Source organism: Acinetobacter towneri, from assembly GCF_017498585.1.
Taxonomy (GTDB): domain Bacteria; phylum Pseudomonadota; class Gammaproteobacteria; order Pseudomonadales; family Moraxellaceae; genus Acinetobacter; species Acinetobacter towneri.
In genome coordinates this window covers 1,938,951-1,953,443 of record NZ_CP071766.1, presented here as the reverse complement: position 1 = coordinate 1,953,443, position 14,493 = coordinate 1,938,951, and the positions used below count along the sequence as shown (strand labels likewise).

Here is a 14,493-nt window from a genome sequence, read left to right as displayed (position 1 = left end):
GCCTTATTTTTTGCTAAGCGCAAGCTGAATCTGTGCTTTTATATGGCTGTAATGCTTCGCGGATGGAGTCAGGAATCGGGCAGTTTTGGCGTGTAATTCGATCTACAAATACATGCACCACTTGTCCTTGTGCAGCGGCAAGATTTTGATTGTTTTTAAAAATTGCCAAATCATAAATTAAGGATGAGTTTCCAATTTTTTGAATAGCAACACCTACTTCAATCATTTCAGGATAGGACAATTCCTGCAAAAAATGACAGGTGGAATTGACCACTAAACCAATACAGGGTGATCGTTTGGGTTCAAAGCCTGCTTTTTGCATCAGTAGGGCATTGGCTGCGCTGTCAAAATAGCTGTAATAAGTGACATTATTGACATGTCCATACATATCGTTGTCTGCCCAGCGAGTTTGGATGGGAAAGAAAAAAGCGTATTGCTCACGGGTTTTGGTGTCAGGTTTCACAAGTTTACCTATATTTTTATCGACGTGGTGTCATGCTTTAATGGGTGGAAATCATCCCAAATAAATGTAGAAAGTTAAATACAGAACGTTAAGCGTAAATGTTAGGCATAAATGGCTTGGTAAATCTGTAACGCATCCTGCATTTGCATTGCTCTCGGGTTGTTTTGCAATAAACGGCTTTGCAGCATCGCATCTTCTGCCAGTTGTGGCAGCATGTTTTCTGCTATGCCTAGGGCATTGAGTTTTAACACCAAGCCACTTTGATCTAAATGATTTTGTAAATGATCAATAAACAAATCACATAATCCATCTGTGCAGCCTTTACTGCGTGGGTCTAACCAACACATCAGTTCTGCATAATACTGTTTGGCTGCAGGCGCATTAAATTTTAAAACTTCGGTTAGTACCAATGCATTGCTATGCCCATGTGAAATATGGAAATGTCCGCCTAAAGGATAGGCAAGCGCATGTACCGCAGCCACAGGAGCATTGGCAAAGGCTTGTCCTGCCAGCATTGAACCAAACAGCATGTTTTGCCGTGCTTGCATATTGCTGCCATCTTCAAGCACTAATTTTAAGTTTTGATCAAGTAAACGCAGCGCATGTTTTGCCAGAAAATCTGAATACGCATTTTTTTTGATTTTAGAAGTATAGGCTTCAATGGCATGTACCATCGCATCTATACCTGTGGCTGCGGTAATCTGTGCAGGTAGATGACGGGTAAAATTGGCATCTAAAATGGCAACATCGGCATATAAAATAGGAGAAACAATGCCTGTTTTACTGGTTGCACCTGTGGTGACAATGGAAATAGGTGTGACTTCTGAACCTGTGCCTGCTGTAGTGGAAACTAGAATGAGCGGTAAACGTGGTGCTTTCGCATTGCCGACACCGTACAAGTCTGACAGTTGTTGAGTTTGTGCAGGATGACTCAGCACGGCAATAATTTTGGCGACATCCATCGCACTACCCCCACCAAAACCTAATACAACATCAATATTTTGCTGTTTGGCAAAATCAACTGCTTCTAACACAATCTGTTCTGCGGGGTCGGCTTGCACATTCGAGTAAATGGCATAGTCCAGTTGCAGTTGCTTTAAAATTTCTAAAATAGGTTGATGTAATTGTTGTTGTAAAATGCCAGCATCGGTGACCAATAACAAACGCTTATAATTTTTTTCGGTTAAAACCGTTTTTAGTTCAGAAATTGAACCCAATCCAGAAATAATGTTGCCAACTGTTTGAAATTGAAAATGCTGCATCGTCTTTATTCCTAATTTTTATACTTAATTCAACATTATTGTAGGGTCGCGATATAGGATTCATATCATAAATAACTTAACATAAGACTCTTAAAAATAAAGTAGCTTTGAGGTTGTTTATGTCATCCAAAACGCCATATAAGGTGTTATGTGTTTGTTTGGGAAATATTTGCCGCTCTCCAACGGCAGAAATTGTACTTCGACATTTTTGTGATGAACAACAACTCAATGTGTTGGTAGATTCTGCTGGAACCAGTAATTATCATCCAGGCAAAGCCCCAGATTTACGCAGCCAAAAACATGCGTTCAAACGTGGTTATGACTTATCTACATTGCGCGCGCGTCAGTTACGTATACAAGACTTTGTCGAGTTTGATTTGATTTTGGCGATGGATTTTGAAAACTTAAGCAATATTCAATCTTTAATGCGCCGTGCTGAAGCTGAACTGGGCAGTTTGCGCGCTGAAATAGCCTTAATGAGCGAACACGATCCGCATTATACGCAGCAAGAATTACCCGATCCATATTATGGCGAAGCCGATGGTTTTGAGCGGGTGCTCGATCAATGCGAGTCGAGTAGTCGCGCATGGGTGAAAGTTTTACAACAACAATTTGAATTGAAGGTTTAAGTCATGCACATTCACTACAACATGCAACTCAAACCGTTCAATACGTTAAATTTAGATGCAACTGCGTCGCATTATGTCAAAATTGAAAATATTCAAGATGTACAGGATGCTTTGGCATTTGCCCAGAAAGAACAATTAAATGTGCTGATTTTATCGGGTGGTAGCAATATGTTATTGCCTGAACATATTCATGCCTTGGTCATGCACATGGATATTCAGGGCATCGAAAAATGCGCTGAAGATGATGCAAGTGTCACCCTAAAAGTTGGGGCAGGACAAGTCTGGCATGAGTTTGTGTTGTGGAGTACGGAACAAAAGTTATATGGTCTGCAAAATCTGGCTTTAATTCCAGGTTTGGTCGGCGCTTCACCTGTGCAAAATATTGGTGCTTATGGCGTTGAAGTCGGTGAGTTTATTGAATCTGTGCAGGTCTATGATCGTGAATGCCAACAATTCAGCTCAATTGTTGCTGCAGATTGTCAGTTTGCCTATCGACACAGTATTTTTAAAGATCATCCCAACCGTTACATCATTACCCATGTGACTTTTAAACTGTTAAAACAGGCTGCGTTAAAATTAAATTATGGCGACTTAAAAGCTGCTGTAGGCGATGAGCAAACTGCTGAAAATCTGCAGCAACAAGTCATTCAAATTCGCCAAAGTAAGCTGCCTAATCCTGCAGAATATCCAAATGTAGGTAGTTTCTTTAAAAATCCTGTGATTTCGACTCAGCAATTTGACCAAATTGCAGCACAATTTCCAAATTTACCCCATTACCCACAGCCGAATGCGCAAGTTAAAATTGCAGCAGGCTGGTTGATTGATCAAGCTGGCTGGAAGGGAAAACAACTGGGTGTGGTGGGTATGTTTCATAAACAAGCGTTGGTTTTAGTCAATTATGCCGATGCCACTTTGGCAGATGTGCAACACACCTATCGTGCTGTGCAGCAAGATGTTTTGAGTCGTTTTGGTATTTCACTAGAACCTGAACCTGTGTTATTTGATGAAACAGGTTTGATTCGTGCACATCAACCGGTAGGTTAAGTGAAGATGAAACAGAATCATTGGATGCTCAGATTGGTACAAATTGCTGCCGTGCTATTTGTATTGTTTGCAGCGTTCATGATTTTTATCTATTCACCTTTTTATTCTACTTTGGTGGTCAAAACGCTGAACACTTTGGTACCTGTAGAAGTGAATCAAGTGGCAGCAAAAAGTCAGCAAATGGCGGCTTTTAGTGATCAAGACAGCTTGGAACCCGGTTCAGATTTATGGATTGCCCGACAAGCTTATTTGAAGCTGATGGAGCAAGAGATTCAATCTGAAAATTCGAAAAATTTAACTTTAATTCAGGCTCGTTATAAAGCCTTACAAGCGCTTATTTTAGAAGAACAAACGCAAAAAAAATTAGCATCTGAGCAAGAGTTGCCGCAAGTCCCATTGTTGGTGTCTAATGCAGCTTCTGAAGCAGTTGTAGAAGACCCATCCGAAAATGTAAAAGCCTTGCTCAATTTGGATAGTCATGAAAATCAGGTACTCATGGAACAATACTTGGAGTTTTTAAGCACTCATAAAATTGCCGAAACCGAAAGTGAGCCTGTAGATGAAGAAATCTTTAAAGATATTGCTTTAATTCAGCAACAAAATATTCCAAAAATACCTGCAAACTCTAAACCTTATGCGATTGTGGTTTTAGGTGGTGGCTTAACTTTAGATGATAATGGCAAAGATATTGTGGTCAATGACTACACACGTTTACGTTTAGAAACGACCCTAGCGGTGGTAAAACAATATCAATTGCCGATTGTACTGAGTGGTGTAGAAGCACCTTATATGCAGCGTTGGTTAAAAAAATATGATGTCGAAGCAAAATTATTAGAAGATCGCAGCATGAATACTTGTGAAAATTCACGTTTTAGTTCTTTATTATTACAAAAAAAAGGGGGGGCGCCGACAGTGATTTTGATTACAGACCGTTATCACATGCCACGCACCCGCCGTTTATTTGCTTTAAATGGAATTGAAACGATTCCTGTCGAAGCTCCAATGCCGACTCAACTGACCGCATGGCGTCCAAGTGAACAAAACTATGATCACAGCCGCCGTGCCAATTATGAAATGCTTGCCGCCATTCGGGATGTCTTGATTGGTTCTAGCGCATGTCGCGAGGTGCCATAATGCCTGATATTCCATTTTTAAACCCAAGCGTGTTGAAGCAATTAGATTTGCCAGTGCCGAGTAGGGAAACCACACCACAAATTCTACAACCTTTAAATTTGAATCGTGGTTTTGAACCGAGTGTTGAGTTACAAGCCTATCGACAGCTATATGGTTTTCATTTGTTGGACTGTGAACATTGGCAAGGCTATGTGCAAATGCCGTTGTTTAAATTGCATGTGCAAATTTTTCAACCCGATTTAAGCAAAACCAAATTTGATCAGGTGCAGGGCACGGTATTTCTACTGCATGGCTATTTGGAACATAGCGGGATTTATCAACCTATCGTCAAAGAATTATTAGAGCAGGGCTTTAGTGTTTTGACTTATGATTTGCCCGGACATGGATTGAGTGATGGTTATCCTGCCAACATCAAAAATTTTGATCATTATCAGCAAGTATTACATGCGGTTTATCAATATGTAAAAAATGCCGATCAATTGCCAAAACCGTGGTTGGGCATTGGGCAAAGTACAGGTGGTGCAATTTGGATGCATCACTTGTTGGAATTTGCTCAGCGCCGTGAAAATCCATTTGTAGAGCGTGTGTTGTTGTTATCGCCTTTGATTCGTCCTGCAAAATCGGCATGGTGGCATAACTCTGTTGGTTTGGGCATTATCCGTCGGATTAAGCGTGAAGTGCCGCGACATTTCCGACGCAATAATCATAATCCTGAATTTTTACGCTTTGTGCGTTTAAAAGACCCGCTGCAACCTAGAATGATGGGCATGGATTGGATTTTAGCCATGTCTAAATGGATGTTGGAGATGGAAGAACGTCCAGCTTGCCGTATTCCTGTTTGGTTGGCACAAGGGGCGCAAGATCAAACCGTAGATTGGCGCTACAACATTGAGTTTATTCGGCGTAAATTCCGCCTGCAAACCTTACTCATGTTAGAAGAAGGCTCGCATCAATTAATCAATGAACGTGCGGATATTCGTGCGGCTTTAACAGGGCTGATTCCTGCATTTTTACATGCACATAGCTCTAAGACTTATTATTAATTTATCAACCATCTTTTAAATACGGCTCTACATTTGCTTTGATGCTGTTCTCGGCATCAAAGCATATTTATGCTGCGCTGCTCATTAAAATGTGAAGCGATTTCTAAAATAAAATAGTACTTCACATTTATTTTTTATTTCATGCTCGAGTTTCATGTTTCAGTGCTATGCTCATGTTTATAAAATAAGCTAAATTTGAAAAACTCCTTAATTCTAGGGATAGTGTTTACATCAAAACGATTGATATATTTACAAACATAATCAAGGGGATGAATGATGGCAGAAATGGAAGCGATATTACCCGTACCGGTTTTAATTGTTGAAGATGAGCCTATTATTCAGTCACGTCTTAGAAAAATTTTGCATGATATTGGCTATCAAGATGACATGCTATTTTTCGTGAGTCATCTTAAAGCTGCAATGACGTGTATAGAAGATCATCCGATTGCTTTAGCTTTAGTCGATTTAGGCTTGCCCGATGGCAATGGTAAAGAACTAATCGAACAATTACATTTTAGAGATCCAAGCGCATTAATTTTGGTGATTTCTGCATGGAGCACCCAAGACAGCTTATTTTCTGCAATTCAAGCAGGTGCAACAGGCTATGTGCTTAAAGAACGTGATGATGCTGAAATTATTATCGCAATACGCAGCATTTTAAGAGGTGGTGCACCGATAGACCCATTTATCGCCCGTGAAATTTTATCGCAAATTTCACATCAAAAAGTACCCGTGCTGACCGAAGATCTATCAGATCGCGCCGATGCTCAAGCATTCAACTCACATTATGAACAGCTCACCAATCGTGAATTAGAAATTTTAAATCTGGTGGCGCAGGGCTTAAGTAACCGTGAAATTGCTGAGCAATTATTTGTGTCGCGTTATACCGTTGAAAGTCATATTAAACATATCTATCGGAAGTTGTCGGTCACTAAACGCACTAAGGCTGTCAGTACCGCTAGAACTTTAGGTCTTTTATGATTCAAAGGCTTTGGCAGTGTGGTTTGGGCGTGTTGTTATTGTTCTGTGCGTGGCAAAGCTATGCGCAGCAAGTGGTGTACCCAATTAATCAGTACTGCAATGTGCATGTACTTTCAATCAGCTCTGCCAAAACAGCATCACATAATAAAAAACCTGAAACGGGTTGGGAAAATGTTCAACTGCCCGACGTTTGGGATGATCGCTGGAAAAATTATAATGGTGGGGCGTGGTACAAAATAGAGTGGGAGTGGTTTTGTGAGCGTGATCATCGTTTAAATCAACCCATCGTTTTTGCACTGAATTTTTTAAATAGTGCAGGGGCAGTTTATCTGAATCAAGATTTACTTTGGGCAAGTCAACATTTAGAAGAGCCTTTGTCAAAAAACTGGAATATGCCACGTTACTGGATTTTACCTATTTCAGGCTTAAAACAAGGTAAAAATCAAATATTGGTCTATGTAAATGGATATGCATTTCAAAATGCGGGTATAGGAAAAATAAGTTTTAATAATGTGCATAACAATATTGAACAGCACCAGCAAAGTATATGGAATAAACGTACTTTATTTGAAATTAATGCGATTTTATCTGCCACTTTAGGCATTTTATGTTTGGTTATTTGGCTGTTTTTACGCCGTGATCAGAGTTTTGGTTGGTTCGCGTTGAGTTGCATGTTCTGGTTATTATTTATTTCTCATTTTTTAACCACAGAAACCTTTCCATACCCAAGTGTATTGGTGGCATCTCAAGCCAATTTAAGCTTTTTTATCCTCTATGTTTTAGCTTTTAGTCTGTATTTAATTAGGTTTGTCAATCAACGCTTGCCAATATTGGAAGAAAGTATTTTTATTCTGAGTTTAGCGGTAATCGTTTGTGTGTTTTTAACACCCTTAGATTATGTCAAACTGGTATTTGGGATTGTCTTTTTAAGTTATGCCAGCTTACTAGTCGTGGTTTATTTTTATTTGGCGTATTTAGCGTATAAATCCCCAAAAACAGAAGTATATCTGCTGCTATTTTGTTTAACCTTGATTGGCTTTTTTGCGGGTGTAGATGTATTTCGTTTAAGTAATGCGGCAACGGCAAGTTTATATCAGCCATTATCACCGTATACCTCGCCAGTAATTACTTTATTTATTGCGATTATTTTAGGCATGCGCCTAAAAAGAAATATTCAAAAAATTGAGAAATTTAATCAAGATTTAGAGCTTAAAGTTTTTGAAGTCAGTGATGATTTAAAACGCAGTATGTCAGAAAAGCATTATTTAGAATTGGAAAATGTGCGTTTGCAAGAGCGGATTCATCTATCGCATGATTTGCATGATGGTTTGGGTGCATCTTTGGTACGTTCCATGATTATGGTCGACCAAAGCGAACAGAACATGAGTAATCAGCAGTTCTTATCTATGCTGAAATTACTGCGTGATGATTTACGTCAAATTATTGATAGTGGTTCTTCCATTGGTTCTAAAGTGCCTGAAAATCCTAAAATTTGGGTTGCGCCAGTACGTCATCGTTTTAGTCAATTGATGGATGAAATGGATATTCATTCCAAGTGGGATTTTCCAAATGAATGGGTGATTGAGCCGAATTCGTTACAGTGCTTAACTTTGATGCGGGTATTAGAAGAAAGTTTAACCAATGTGATTAAACACAGCCAAGCCAAGCATGTATCCGTCAGTATGCAATTTGTACCGCCTAAGCAATTGGTACTTAAAATTCAGGATGATGGTGTAGGTTTTGAAGCCAATAGCGTGCTTGAACATGGCATGAGTATTGGGATGCGCAGTATGAAAATGCGTTTAGAACGGGTTGGAGGGCAATTAAAATTAAATTCGACACCTGGCTATACGTTAATTCAGGCAGTTTTAACTTTAGATCCCGCTTATCTAAATTCCCCAAGATGAATTGATCATCTTGAGGGGGCTGAAACGAATATTTTAAGCGTCTTCAGCAGGTAACAACATTAAAATGGATTCATTGAGCAGTTGTACCAAATCTTCCAAAATATTTGCGTCGTAAAGGTTTTCATCGAGCAGCACGCGTTCACCATTGGCAATTTTTTGCAGCGTAGGGATAGATGCTTCTGCGACACAAATCGCTTCACCATTCGCCCAAAATAAAACTTCATCTAGCTGATTTGCATAAAGTAGGCGAGAGGCGGGTTCCAACATGATTTGATAACCCTGATCTAGCGCATCTTCTAAATCGCCTACACCTATTTCATCTACTTCAGGAATATTTTCAGGATATTTCGGTTCAGACATTAAGCTTAAAATCGCATCATCCAACACCGATGAGTTTTGTAAACGCGCCCACAATTCTGCTTTCAGATAATCCAATTCTGTCGCAGTCATTTCGCCAATTTGGGTACTTTTTTTACGAACAAGGTCTTGTAGTGGCGTGCGTAACATTTCATCGACAGAGAATTTATCGCTCACTCGATCCATCATTTCACTAATATTCGGCATGCGGAAACCGAACGAGAACGTCAGACAATCATCTTCCGCCACGCCATAATGTGCCAAACCCGGTGGCACATAGAGTAAATCGCCAGGTGCAAGAACTTCATCAAAATTGACCTGCATTTCAGGCAATAATTTTAACGGTTGTCCTGCGACAAATTCAGTTTCAGCATCACACATTTGCCCAAGTTGCCAACGACGATATCCATAGCCTTGTAGCAAAAACACATCGTAGAAATCAAAATGCTGACCTACAGAGCCGCCTTTAGGGGCATAAGACACCATTATGTCATCACGTCGCCATTGCGGAATAAAAGGAAATTTTTTCCAAAGTTCAGCGAGATCAAAAGAGTAATGATCAACGGCTTGTACCAATAGCGTCCACAACTTTGGCATTTTTTGAAAATCAGCCTTAATGAGCGGTGATGATTTCACAGTCCATTGATTTGGATCACGATCTTTTTGTTTGATTAAACGGGCAGTCACATCTTCTTCGAGAGCCAGTTCCATCACGTCACTAGGTTCAAGTAGGTTGGCAATTTCTGGGAGTGCATTGCGTACCAAAAGTGGTTTTTTTTGCCAATATTCACTTAGGAATTGTTCTGCGGTAATTCCGCCCAAAACATCTAAAGGTTGCGACATTGTAAAAGCTACAAAGAAATTTTGACTATTGTCCCTTGAGTTGCTTCTTGGTGCAAGTGAAAGAGTTACAGTAAGCCTTTAGTTTATGGTAGATAGGTGATATTCGATTAAATCATTTATTAATTTGTCTACATCTTCGTAAATTTGGTGTTGGTCTACATCTTTCGAATAAGAGAAAACTAAAACCCTGTTATTTGAAGTTAAGGGAAGTGATTCATAGCCTAATAAATGTAATATCTCTTGAAGTAATACTGTTTGGTTTAAATTATAAGTTCTTTCAGCAAGTGTTACTTCATATCCATGATGATAGGCATTAATATCAATGAATGCTTTTAATTCTTTAATTTTAAAGTCAAAGTATAAGCAACATAAGAGCATAGAAGGGTCTTTTTTTGCGTATACGTTCATAAGAACTTTAATTTTTTTATTGTCTACATGAAAGTATTCTTTAAGTTTCGCAATTTTTTTATTCAATTCATATTTTATTTGTACGCTATGTCGATAAATTTTTTCAAAAATTAGGTGGAAGTCATCATTTTTATTAATTATTTTTTCAATAATTTCATGTTCAGACATGTCATTTAAACCTATAAATTTATTGTTGATGTATGCATGAAAAGCATCTAAGAAATTCTTAACTTTAGGATTTAAGCTAAGGCTAGATGTATGTGTAAGCCAATCACTCAAATCGGTATAAGCTAATGCAGTACTTTGCTGGTTTTTCCATTTTTCCCAATCTTTTGAACTAATACTCATCGGACTAGGATCTGAACCATAAGGAGTAAGGTAAACAAGGTGCCATAAATGTTCAGGATGCGCTAAATTAAGCTCTTGGTAAGTTGACAAAAATAACTAATCATGCGAAAAAGTTTTTTTAGTTAACAGATGTTCACACATGCCTCGAATTGTTTCTGTACCACTTAGTTTAGAACAGCGAGAACGACTCATTTTTCTGGCCAAGCATGCAAAACATTGGCGTGAAAGACAACGTGCCCAAACTATTCTCTGGCTTTCTGAAGGTAAAAGTGTTGCGGAAGTTGCCACTCTACAAGAACGTATCCCAGAAACCATAAGGCTACAACGCCGACGTTGGGAATTGTATGAGTTTGAATCGATTAAAGAAGGTCATCGCTCAGGTCGGCCCAATACATTGATCTCAGACTATCAGGCGAAAATCCTAGATTGGGTCAATACAAGTCCACTCAATGCAGAACAAATCCGAGTCAAACTACATGAAGAATACGAAGTGTCCGTGTCTGTTGAAACCATTCGTAAGTTTTTACGTGATTCAGGTATGGTCTTCAAGCGTACCCGTCATAGCTTGAAAAAAAAGAGATCCGATTGCATTTGAACAAGCAACACAGCAGATTGAAAAATTACGAGAGCAAGCGGCACGTGGTGAAATTATATTAGGTTATGTTGATGAAACAGGGTTTTCATCTACACCTGATAACCGCTATGCGTGGACAAAGATAGGTGATGTTCATGCGGTTGATGCAATAAGATTAAAACGAGTTAATGTCATGGGGTGTTTGCTTTCAACGGGGAAACTGGTGACAAGTTGTTTACAAGAGTCAGTTACAAGCACTTGGTTTTATGCCTATTTAACTGGAATAGCTCAACAAGTAAAACAGACTTATAACCTTCCATTGGTTCTTATTGTTGATAATGCCTCGATTCATAGAAGTAAAAAGATGGCTGATTACAGAGAGCTACTTAAAAGTAACTTTTCGACGAATTTGTATTTTATTCCAGCTTATAGCCCTGAGTTAAATCGAATCGAGATGGTATGGAAGCAGATGAAATATTATTGGCGAGATTTTCAAGTCATGACAGCTGATAAAATAGAGCAATGGGTGGAGAGAGTATCAAACCAATTCGGAAAAGAATACATGTTTACTTTTTAATGACAGCTTAATAGTCTTTTAGTTGGTTAAATTGATCCATTGCGAATGGTTTATTTTCAATACAAATTCCAAATACTTTATTAGACTTTAAACAAGGTATTCTTATATAGATATCCATGCGCCTTTTAGTTTGGCTAGTAATAGTTAAAGCTTCAGTCTTAACTTCGGCATATTCTAAATCAAATTGATAGTTATCAGACTTGATATTAAGGTGTTGGATGAAAAATTTGAGAAACAGAGCTTTTTGCGCATGATGACCATGTGGGTTTAATAAGTCAGCTAAAATGCGACTTAACATCATTTCATCACACTGAATATAGTTGAAAATTGAAAAATTTGGAGCTAATTGTGGGGCATAAAGGTCTTTTGCTTTTGCTAAAGCCCTTAACTCTAAAGCCAGTTCTTGAAAGAACTCTTCGTAATTCATTTTTGTATCTTTAAAGCCTTTTCTGGTTTGATTTTGCAATTTAAGGTACCAAAATATTTAATTGACGCAGAATCTGGCATAACTGAATCATCGGCAGACCCATCAAGGTAGTTTGGTCATTGCCTTGCATGGCTTCAAACAGACTAATACCTAAACCTTCGCACATAAAACTACCTGCACAGTGTAGCGGTTGTTCCTTTGCAACATATCGTGCAATTTCATTGTCAGTTAAGCTGCGGAATTTAACTGTGTAGTGTTCTACAACCGTTTGTTCAAAGCCTGTAGATTGCTGCTGCACACTCAGCGCAGTGCTGAAATAAACCGTTTGACCTGAATTGGCTTGTAATTGTTGTATAGCTTTTTCTGAAGTGAGCGGTTTACCTATAAAAATATCTGGCTGCTGTTCACGCCATGCCACTTGATCTGAACCAATCACAATTGCATCAGGATATTGCTGCGCAATACAGTGTGCTTTTTCAAAAGCCAAGCGTCGCGCCAAATTATCTGCATGCAATTCACCCTGTGCAGATTCATCAATATCAGGTGAAATTGACTTATACGCCAAATGCAGACGATTCATCAATTGCTGACGAGTTTGACTGCCAGACGCTAAAATAATTTCAGGATGTTGCATCAGATCATCACACCGCATAATCCATCAAAATATCTAAAGGCACATAAGACAATACTGACTGATGACAGGCTTGAATTTTAATTGGTGGTGCTTGACCTGCCTGATAGGCTTCAACCCAACGGGTGACGCAAATACACCAGAAATCACCCGGTTGTAAGCCGTTAAAACCAACTTCTGGTACTGGCGTGATTAAATCATTGCCAATTTTTTGCGAGAAATTTAAAAAATCAGAGGTCATTTGTGCACAAACGGTGTGCTGACCTAAATCGGTTGGGGCGGTATGACAAAAACCGTTACGAAAATATCCAGTAATAGGATCAAAGCAACAACTGGCGAGAGATTCGCCCAAAACATTTAAACGATTGATATTTGGATCAGGATGAATAGACATAAGTGCGAGAAAGATGGTGGCTTTTCTCTATCATAATCAAAACTTTTGCTTTAAACAGCAATTCTACAAAAGTTGCTAACCTTTTTCTGCATAATCATTTAAAATCGTGGCGTTTTGATATCAATAAAGTGAGCTATACATGAACTTTCAGCGTATGACTGACCTCGATTTAGCAGGTAAGCGTGTCCTTATTCGTGAAGATTTAAACGTACCTGTTAAAAATGGTGTGATCACCAGCGATGCACGTTTACGTGCGGCATTGCCAACGATTCAAGCTGCTGTTGCCAAAGGTGCAGCAGTGATGGTGTATTCTCACTTAGGTCGTCCTGTTGAAGGTGAGCCAAAAGCTGAACAATCTTTAGCACCTGTAGCTGCGTATTTAACCCAAGCATTAGGTCAAGATGTTCAACTGATCACTGACTATTTAGATGGTGTAGACGTTGCTCCTGGTCAAGTCGTTTTATTGGAAAACTGCCGTTTTAACCACGGTGAAAAGAAAAACAACCCAGAACTTGCCGCTAAATATGCAGCATTGTGTGATGTATTTGTGATGGATGCATTTGGTACCGCGCACCGTGCAGAAGCCTCTACTGAAGGCGTTGCACGTTTAGCACCAGTGGCAGCAGCAGGCCCATTATTGGCTGCGGAATTAGATGCTTTGGGTCGTGCCTTAAAAACACCTGAAAAACCAATGGTGGCGATTGTTGCAGGTTCTAAAGTATCGACTAAGTTAGATGTATTGACTTCATTGTCTGATATTTGCGATCAATTAATTGTAGGCGGTGGTATTGCCAATACTTTCCTTGCTGCAGCAGGCTATAACGTGGGCAAATCATTATGTGAAAATGATTTGATTGACACTGCCAAAGCAATTGCCGCAAAAGTTTCTGTACCACTGCCAACCGATGTTGTAGTTGCAGATGCCGCTGAAATTAATTTTGAAGATTTCTTGGGTTCATTGGCAGCAGCGAAAGCAACTGTGAAAAAAGTTGAAGATGTTGCAGATAACGACATGATTTTAGATGTAGGTCCAGAAACTGCAAAAGCATTTGCAGAAATTTTAAAAACTTCAAAAACAATTCTTTGGAATGGCCCAGTGGGTGTATTTGAAGTTGATCAATTTGGTGAAGGCACCAAAGCACTTTCATTGGCAATTGCAGAATCTGCAGGTTTCTCTATTGCAGGTGGTGGTGACACTTTAGCTGCAATTGACAAATATGACGTTGCAGACAAAATCGGTTATATCTCTACAGGTGGTGGTGCATTCCTTGAATTTGTCGAAGGTAAAACCTTACCTGCAGTTGCAGTGCTATTAGAACGTGCTTAATTGCTAAAAAATCTTTCATTTAGAAATTCAAAAATATGCAAAAGGTTGGCTTCGGCCAGCCTTTTCTCATTTGCGTCACAATCTAGTCATAAAAATGTCATAAATGTGCAATAAACTAAATCATAACGAGTGCCCTAACTGTAG

16 protein-coding genes are annotated in these 14,493 nt (G+C 39.1%); 9 read left to right on the top strand and 7 right to left on the bottom strand.

What is annotated here, in order from left to right:
* Positions 1-13: 13 nt before the first annotated feature.
* Positions 14-463, bottom strand: a complete 450-nt coding sequence (locus J4G44_RS09520) for an acyl-CoA thioesterase (protein WP_004973275.1) — start codon at positions 461-463, stop codon at positions 14-16.
* A gap of 101 nt (positions 464-564) precedes the next feature.
* Positions 565-1,725: an iron-containing alcohol dehydrogenase gene (locus J4G44_RS09515; RefSeq protein WP_004973276.1), complete on the bottom strand. Its 1,161-nt coding sequence runs from the start codon at positions 1,723-1,725 to the stop codon at positions 565-567.
* Positions 1,726-1,844: 119 nt separating this feature from the next.
* On the opposite strand from J4G44_RS09515, the gene J4G44_RS09510 reads away from it, so the two are divergent.
* The 6 genes from J4G44_RS09510 (at position 1,845) to J4G44_RS09485 (ending at position 8,463) form a co-directional block, all read left to right on the top strand.
* A complete protein-coding gene (locus J4G44_RS09510; RefSeq protein ID WP_004973278.1) occupies positions 1,845-2,354 on the top strand; it encodes a low molecular weight protein-tyrosine-phosphatase in 510 nt (169 codons plus the stop codon).
* Between the two features lie 3 nt (positions 2,355-2,357).
* Positions 2,358-3,398, top strand: a complete 1,041-nt coding sequence (gene murB / locus J4G44_RS09505; protein WP_004973280.1) for a UDP-N-acetylmuramate dehydrogenase — start codon at positions 2,358-2,360, stop codon at positions 3,396-3,398.
* A gap of 6 nt (positions 3,399-3,404) precedes the next feature.
* Positions 3,405-4,532, top strand: coding sequence for a YdcF family protein (locus J4G44_RS09500; RefSeq protein WP_154320702.1), 1,128 nt, complete (start codon positions 3,405-3,407; stop codon positions 4,530-4,532).
* Positions 4,532-5,575, top strand: a complete 1,044-nt coding sequence (locus tag J4G44_RS09495) for an alpha/beta hydrolase (RefSeq protein ID WP_096900878.1) — start codon at positions 4,532-4,534, stop codon at positions 5,573-5,575. Before J4G44_RS09500 ends, J4G44_RS09495 begins: the two co-directional genes overlap by 1 nt.
* Before the next feature lie 276 nt (positions 5,576-5,851).
* Positions 5,852-6,556, top strand: coding sequence for a LuxR C-terminal-related transcriptional regulator (locus tag J4G44_RS09490; RefSeq protein WP_004973283.1), 705 nt, complete (start codon positions 5,852-5,854; stop codon positions 6,554-6,556).
* On the top strand, positions 6,553-8,463 hold the full coding sequence (locus J4G44_RS09485; protein ID WP_178318678.1) for a sensor histidine kinase: 1,911 nt from the start codon (positions 6,553-6,555) through the stop codon (positions 8,461-8,463). The genes J4G44_RS09490 and J4G44_RS09485 overlap by 4 nt, the downstream gene beginning before the upstream one ends.
* 33 nt (positions 8,464-8,496) lie before the next feature.
* On the opposite strand, the gene J4G44_RS09480 is transcribed toward J4G44_RS09485, so the two are convergent.
* Together J4G44_RS09480 and J4G44_RS09475 are read right to left on the bottom strand one after the other, a co-directional pair.
* Positions 8,497-9,663 carry a ribosomal protein uL16 3-hydroxylase gene (locus J4G44_RS09480; RefSeq protein WP_180158702.1) on the bottom strand — a complete coding sequence of 389 codons (1,167 nt, stop codon included), beginning with the start codon at positions 9,661-9,663 and terminating at the stop codon, positions 8,497-8,499.
* Between the two features lie 78 nt (positions 9,664-9,741).
* A complete protein-coding gene (locus tag J4G44_RS09475) occupies positions 9,742-10,509 on the bottom strand; it encodes a hypothetical protein (protein ID WP_180158701.1) in 768 nt (255 codons plus the stop codon).
* 49 nt (positions 10,510-10,558) lie between these two features.
* On the opposite strand from J4G44_RS09475, the gene J4G44_RS09470 reads away from it, so the two are divergent.
* A complete protein-coding gene (locus J4G44_RS09470; RefSeq protein WP_004973749.1) occupies positions 10,559-11,014 on the top strand; it encodes a helix-turn-helix domain-containing protein in 456 nt (151 codons plus the stop codon).
* Positions 11,004-11,570 (top strand): IS630 family transposase, encoded by a 567-nt coding sequence (locus tag J4G44_RS09465; RefSeq protein ID WP_121533679.1) that lies wholly within the window; start codon positions 11,004-11,006, stop codon positions 11,568-11,570. The genes J4G44_RS09470 and J4G44_RS09465 overlap by 11 nt, the downstream gene beginning before the upstream one ends.
* A gap of 7 nt (positions 11,571-11,577) precedes the next feature.
* Here the strand turns inward: J4G44_RS09465 and J4G44_RS09460 are convergent, their stop codons facing one another.
* Genes J4G44_RS09460 through J4G44_RS09450 form a run of 3 tightly spaced genes read right to left on the bottom strand, consistent with a single transcriptional unit; the run spans position 11,578 to position 13,022 of the window.
* Positions 11,578-12,036 (bottom strand): PD-(D/E)XK nuclease family protein, encoded by a 459-nt coding sequence (locus J4G44_RS09460; protein ID WP_180158983.1) that lies wholly within the window; start codon positions 12,034-12,036, stop codon positions 11,578-11,580.
* 1 nt (position 12,037) lies between these two features.
* Entirely contained in the window at positions 12,038-12,631 is a 594-nt protein-coding gene (locus J4G44_RS09455; RefSeq protein ID WP_180158985.1) for a Maf family protein, read from the bottom strand.
* 7 nt (positions 12,632-12,638) lie between these two features.
* On the bottom strand, positions 12,639-13,022 hold the full coding sequence (locus J4G44_RS09450; RefSeq protein ID WP_004973294.1) for a DUF2237 family protein: 384 nt from the start codon (positions 13,020-13,022) through the stop codon (positions 12,639-12,641).
* 139 nt (positions 13,023-13,161) lie between these two features.
* On the opposite strand from J4G44_RS09450, the gene J4G44_RS09445 reads away from it, so the two are divergent.
* The gene (locus tag J4G44_RS09445; RefSeq protein ID WP_179997363.1) at positions 13,162-14,349 is read left to right on the top strand and encodes a phosphoglycerate kinase; all 1,188 of its coding nucleotides are present in this window, start codon (positions 13,162-13,164) and stop codon (positions 14,347-14,349) included.
* The last annotated feature ends 144 nt before the right edge of the window (positions 14,350-14,493 follow it).

What these genes read in the sequence shown, in the direction of transcription:
- J4G44_RS09515 (WP_004973276.1), bottom strand. Translation starts at nt 1,725, where the DNA reads ATGCAGCATTTTCAATTTCAAACAGTTGGCAACATTATTTCTGGATTG.
- J4G44_RS09510 (WP_004973278.1), top strand. Translation starts at nt 1,845, where the DNA reads ATGTCATCCAAAACGCCATATAAGGTGTTATGTGTTTGTTTGGGAAAT.
- murB (WP_004973280.1), top strand. Translation starts at nt 2,358, where the DNA reads ATGCACATTCACTACAACATGCAACTCAAACCGTTCAATACGTTAAAT.
- J4G44_RS09500 (WP_154320702.1), top strand. Translation starts at nt 3,405, where the DNA reads ATGAAACAGAATCATTGGATGCTCAGATTGGTACAAATTGCTGCCGTG.
- J4G44_RS09495 (WP_096900878.1), top strand. Translation starts at nt 4,532, where the DNA reads ATGCCTGATATTCCATTTTTAAACCCAAGCGTGTTGAAGCAATTAGAT.
- J4G44_RS09490 (WP_004973283.1), top strand. Translation starts at nt 5,852, where the DNA reads ATGGCAGAAATGGAAGCGATATTACCCGTACCGGTTTTAATTGTTGAA.
- J4G44_RS09485 (WP_178318678.1), top strand. Translation starts at nt 6,553, where the DNA reads ATGATTCAAAGGCTTTGGCAGTGTGGTTTGGGCGTGTTGTTATTGTTC.
- J4G44_RS09480 (WP_180158702.1), bottom strand. Translation starts at nt 9,663, where the DNA reads ATGTCGCAACCTTTAGATGTTTTGGGCGGAATTACCGCAGAACAATTC.
- J4G44_RS09470 (WP_004973749.1), top strand. Translation starts at nt 10,559, where the DNA reads ATGCCTCGAATTGTTTCTGTACCACTTAGTTTAGAACAGCGAGAACGA.
- J4G44_RS09455 (WP_180158985.1), bottom strand. Translation starts at nt 12,631, where the DNA reads ATGCAACATCCTGAAATTATTTTAGCGTCTGGCAGTCAAACTCGTCAG.
- J4G44_RS09450 (WP_004973294.1), bottom strand. Translation starts at nt 13,022, where the DNA reads ATGTCTATTCATCCTGATCCAAATATCAATCGTTTAAATGTTTTGGGC.
- J4G44_RS09445 (WP_179997363.1), top strand. Translation starts at nt 13,162, where the DNA reads ATGAACTTTCAGCGTATGACTGACCTCGATTTAGCAGGTAAGCGTGTC.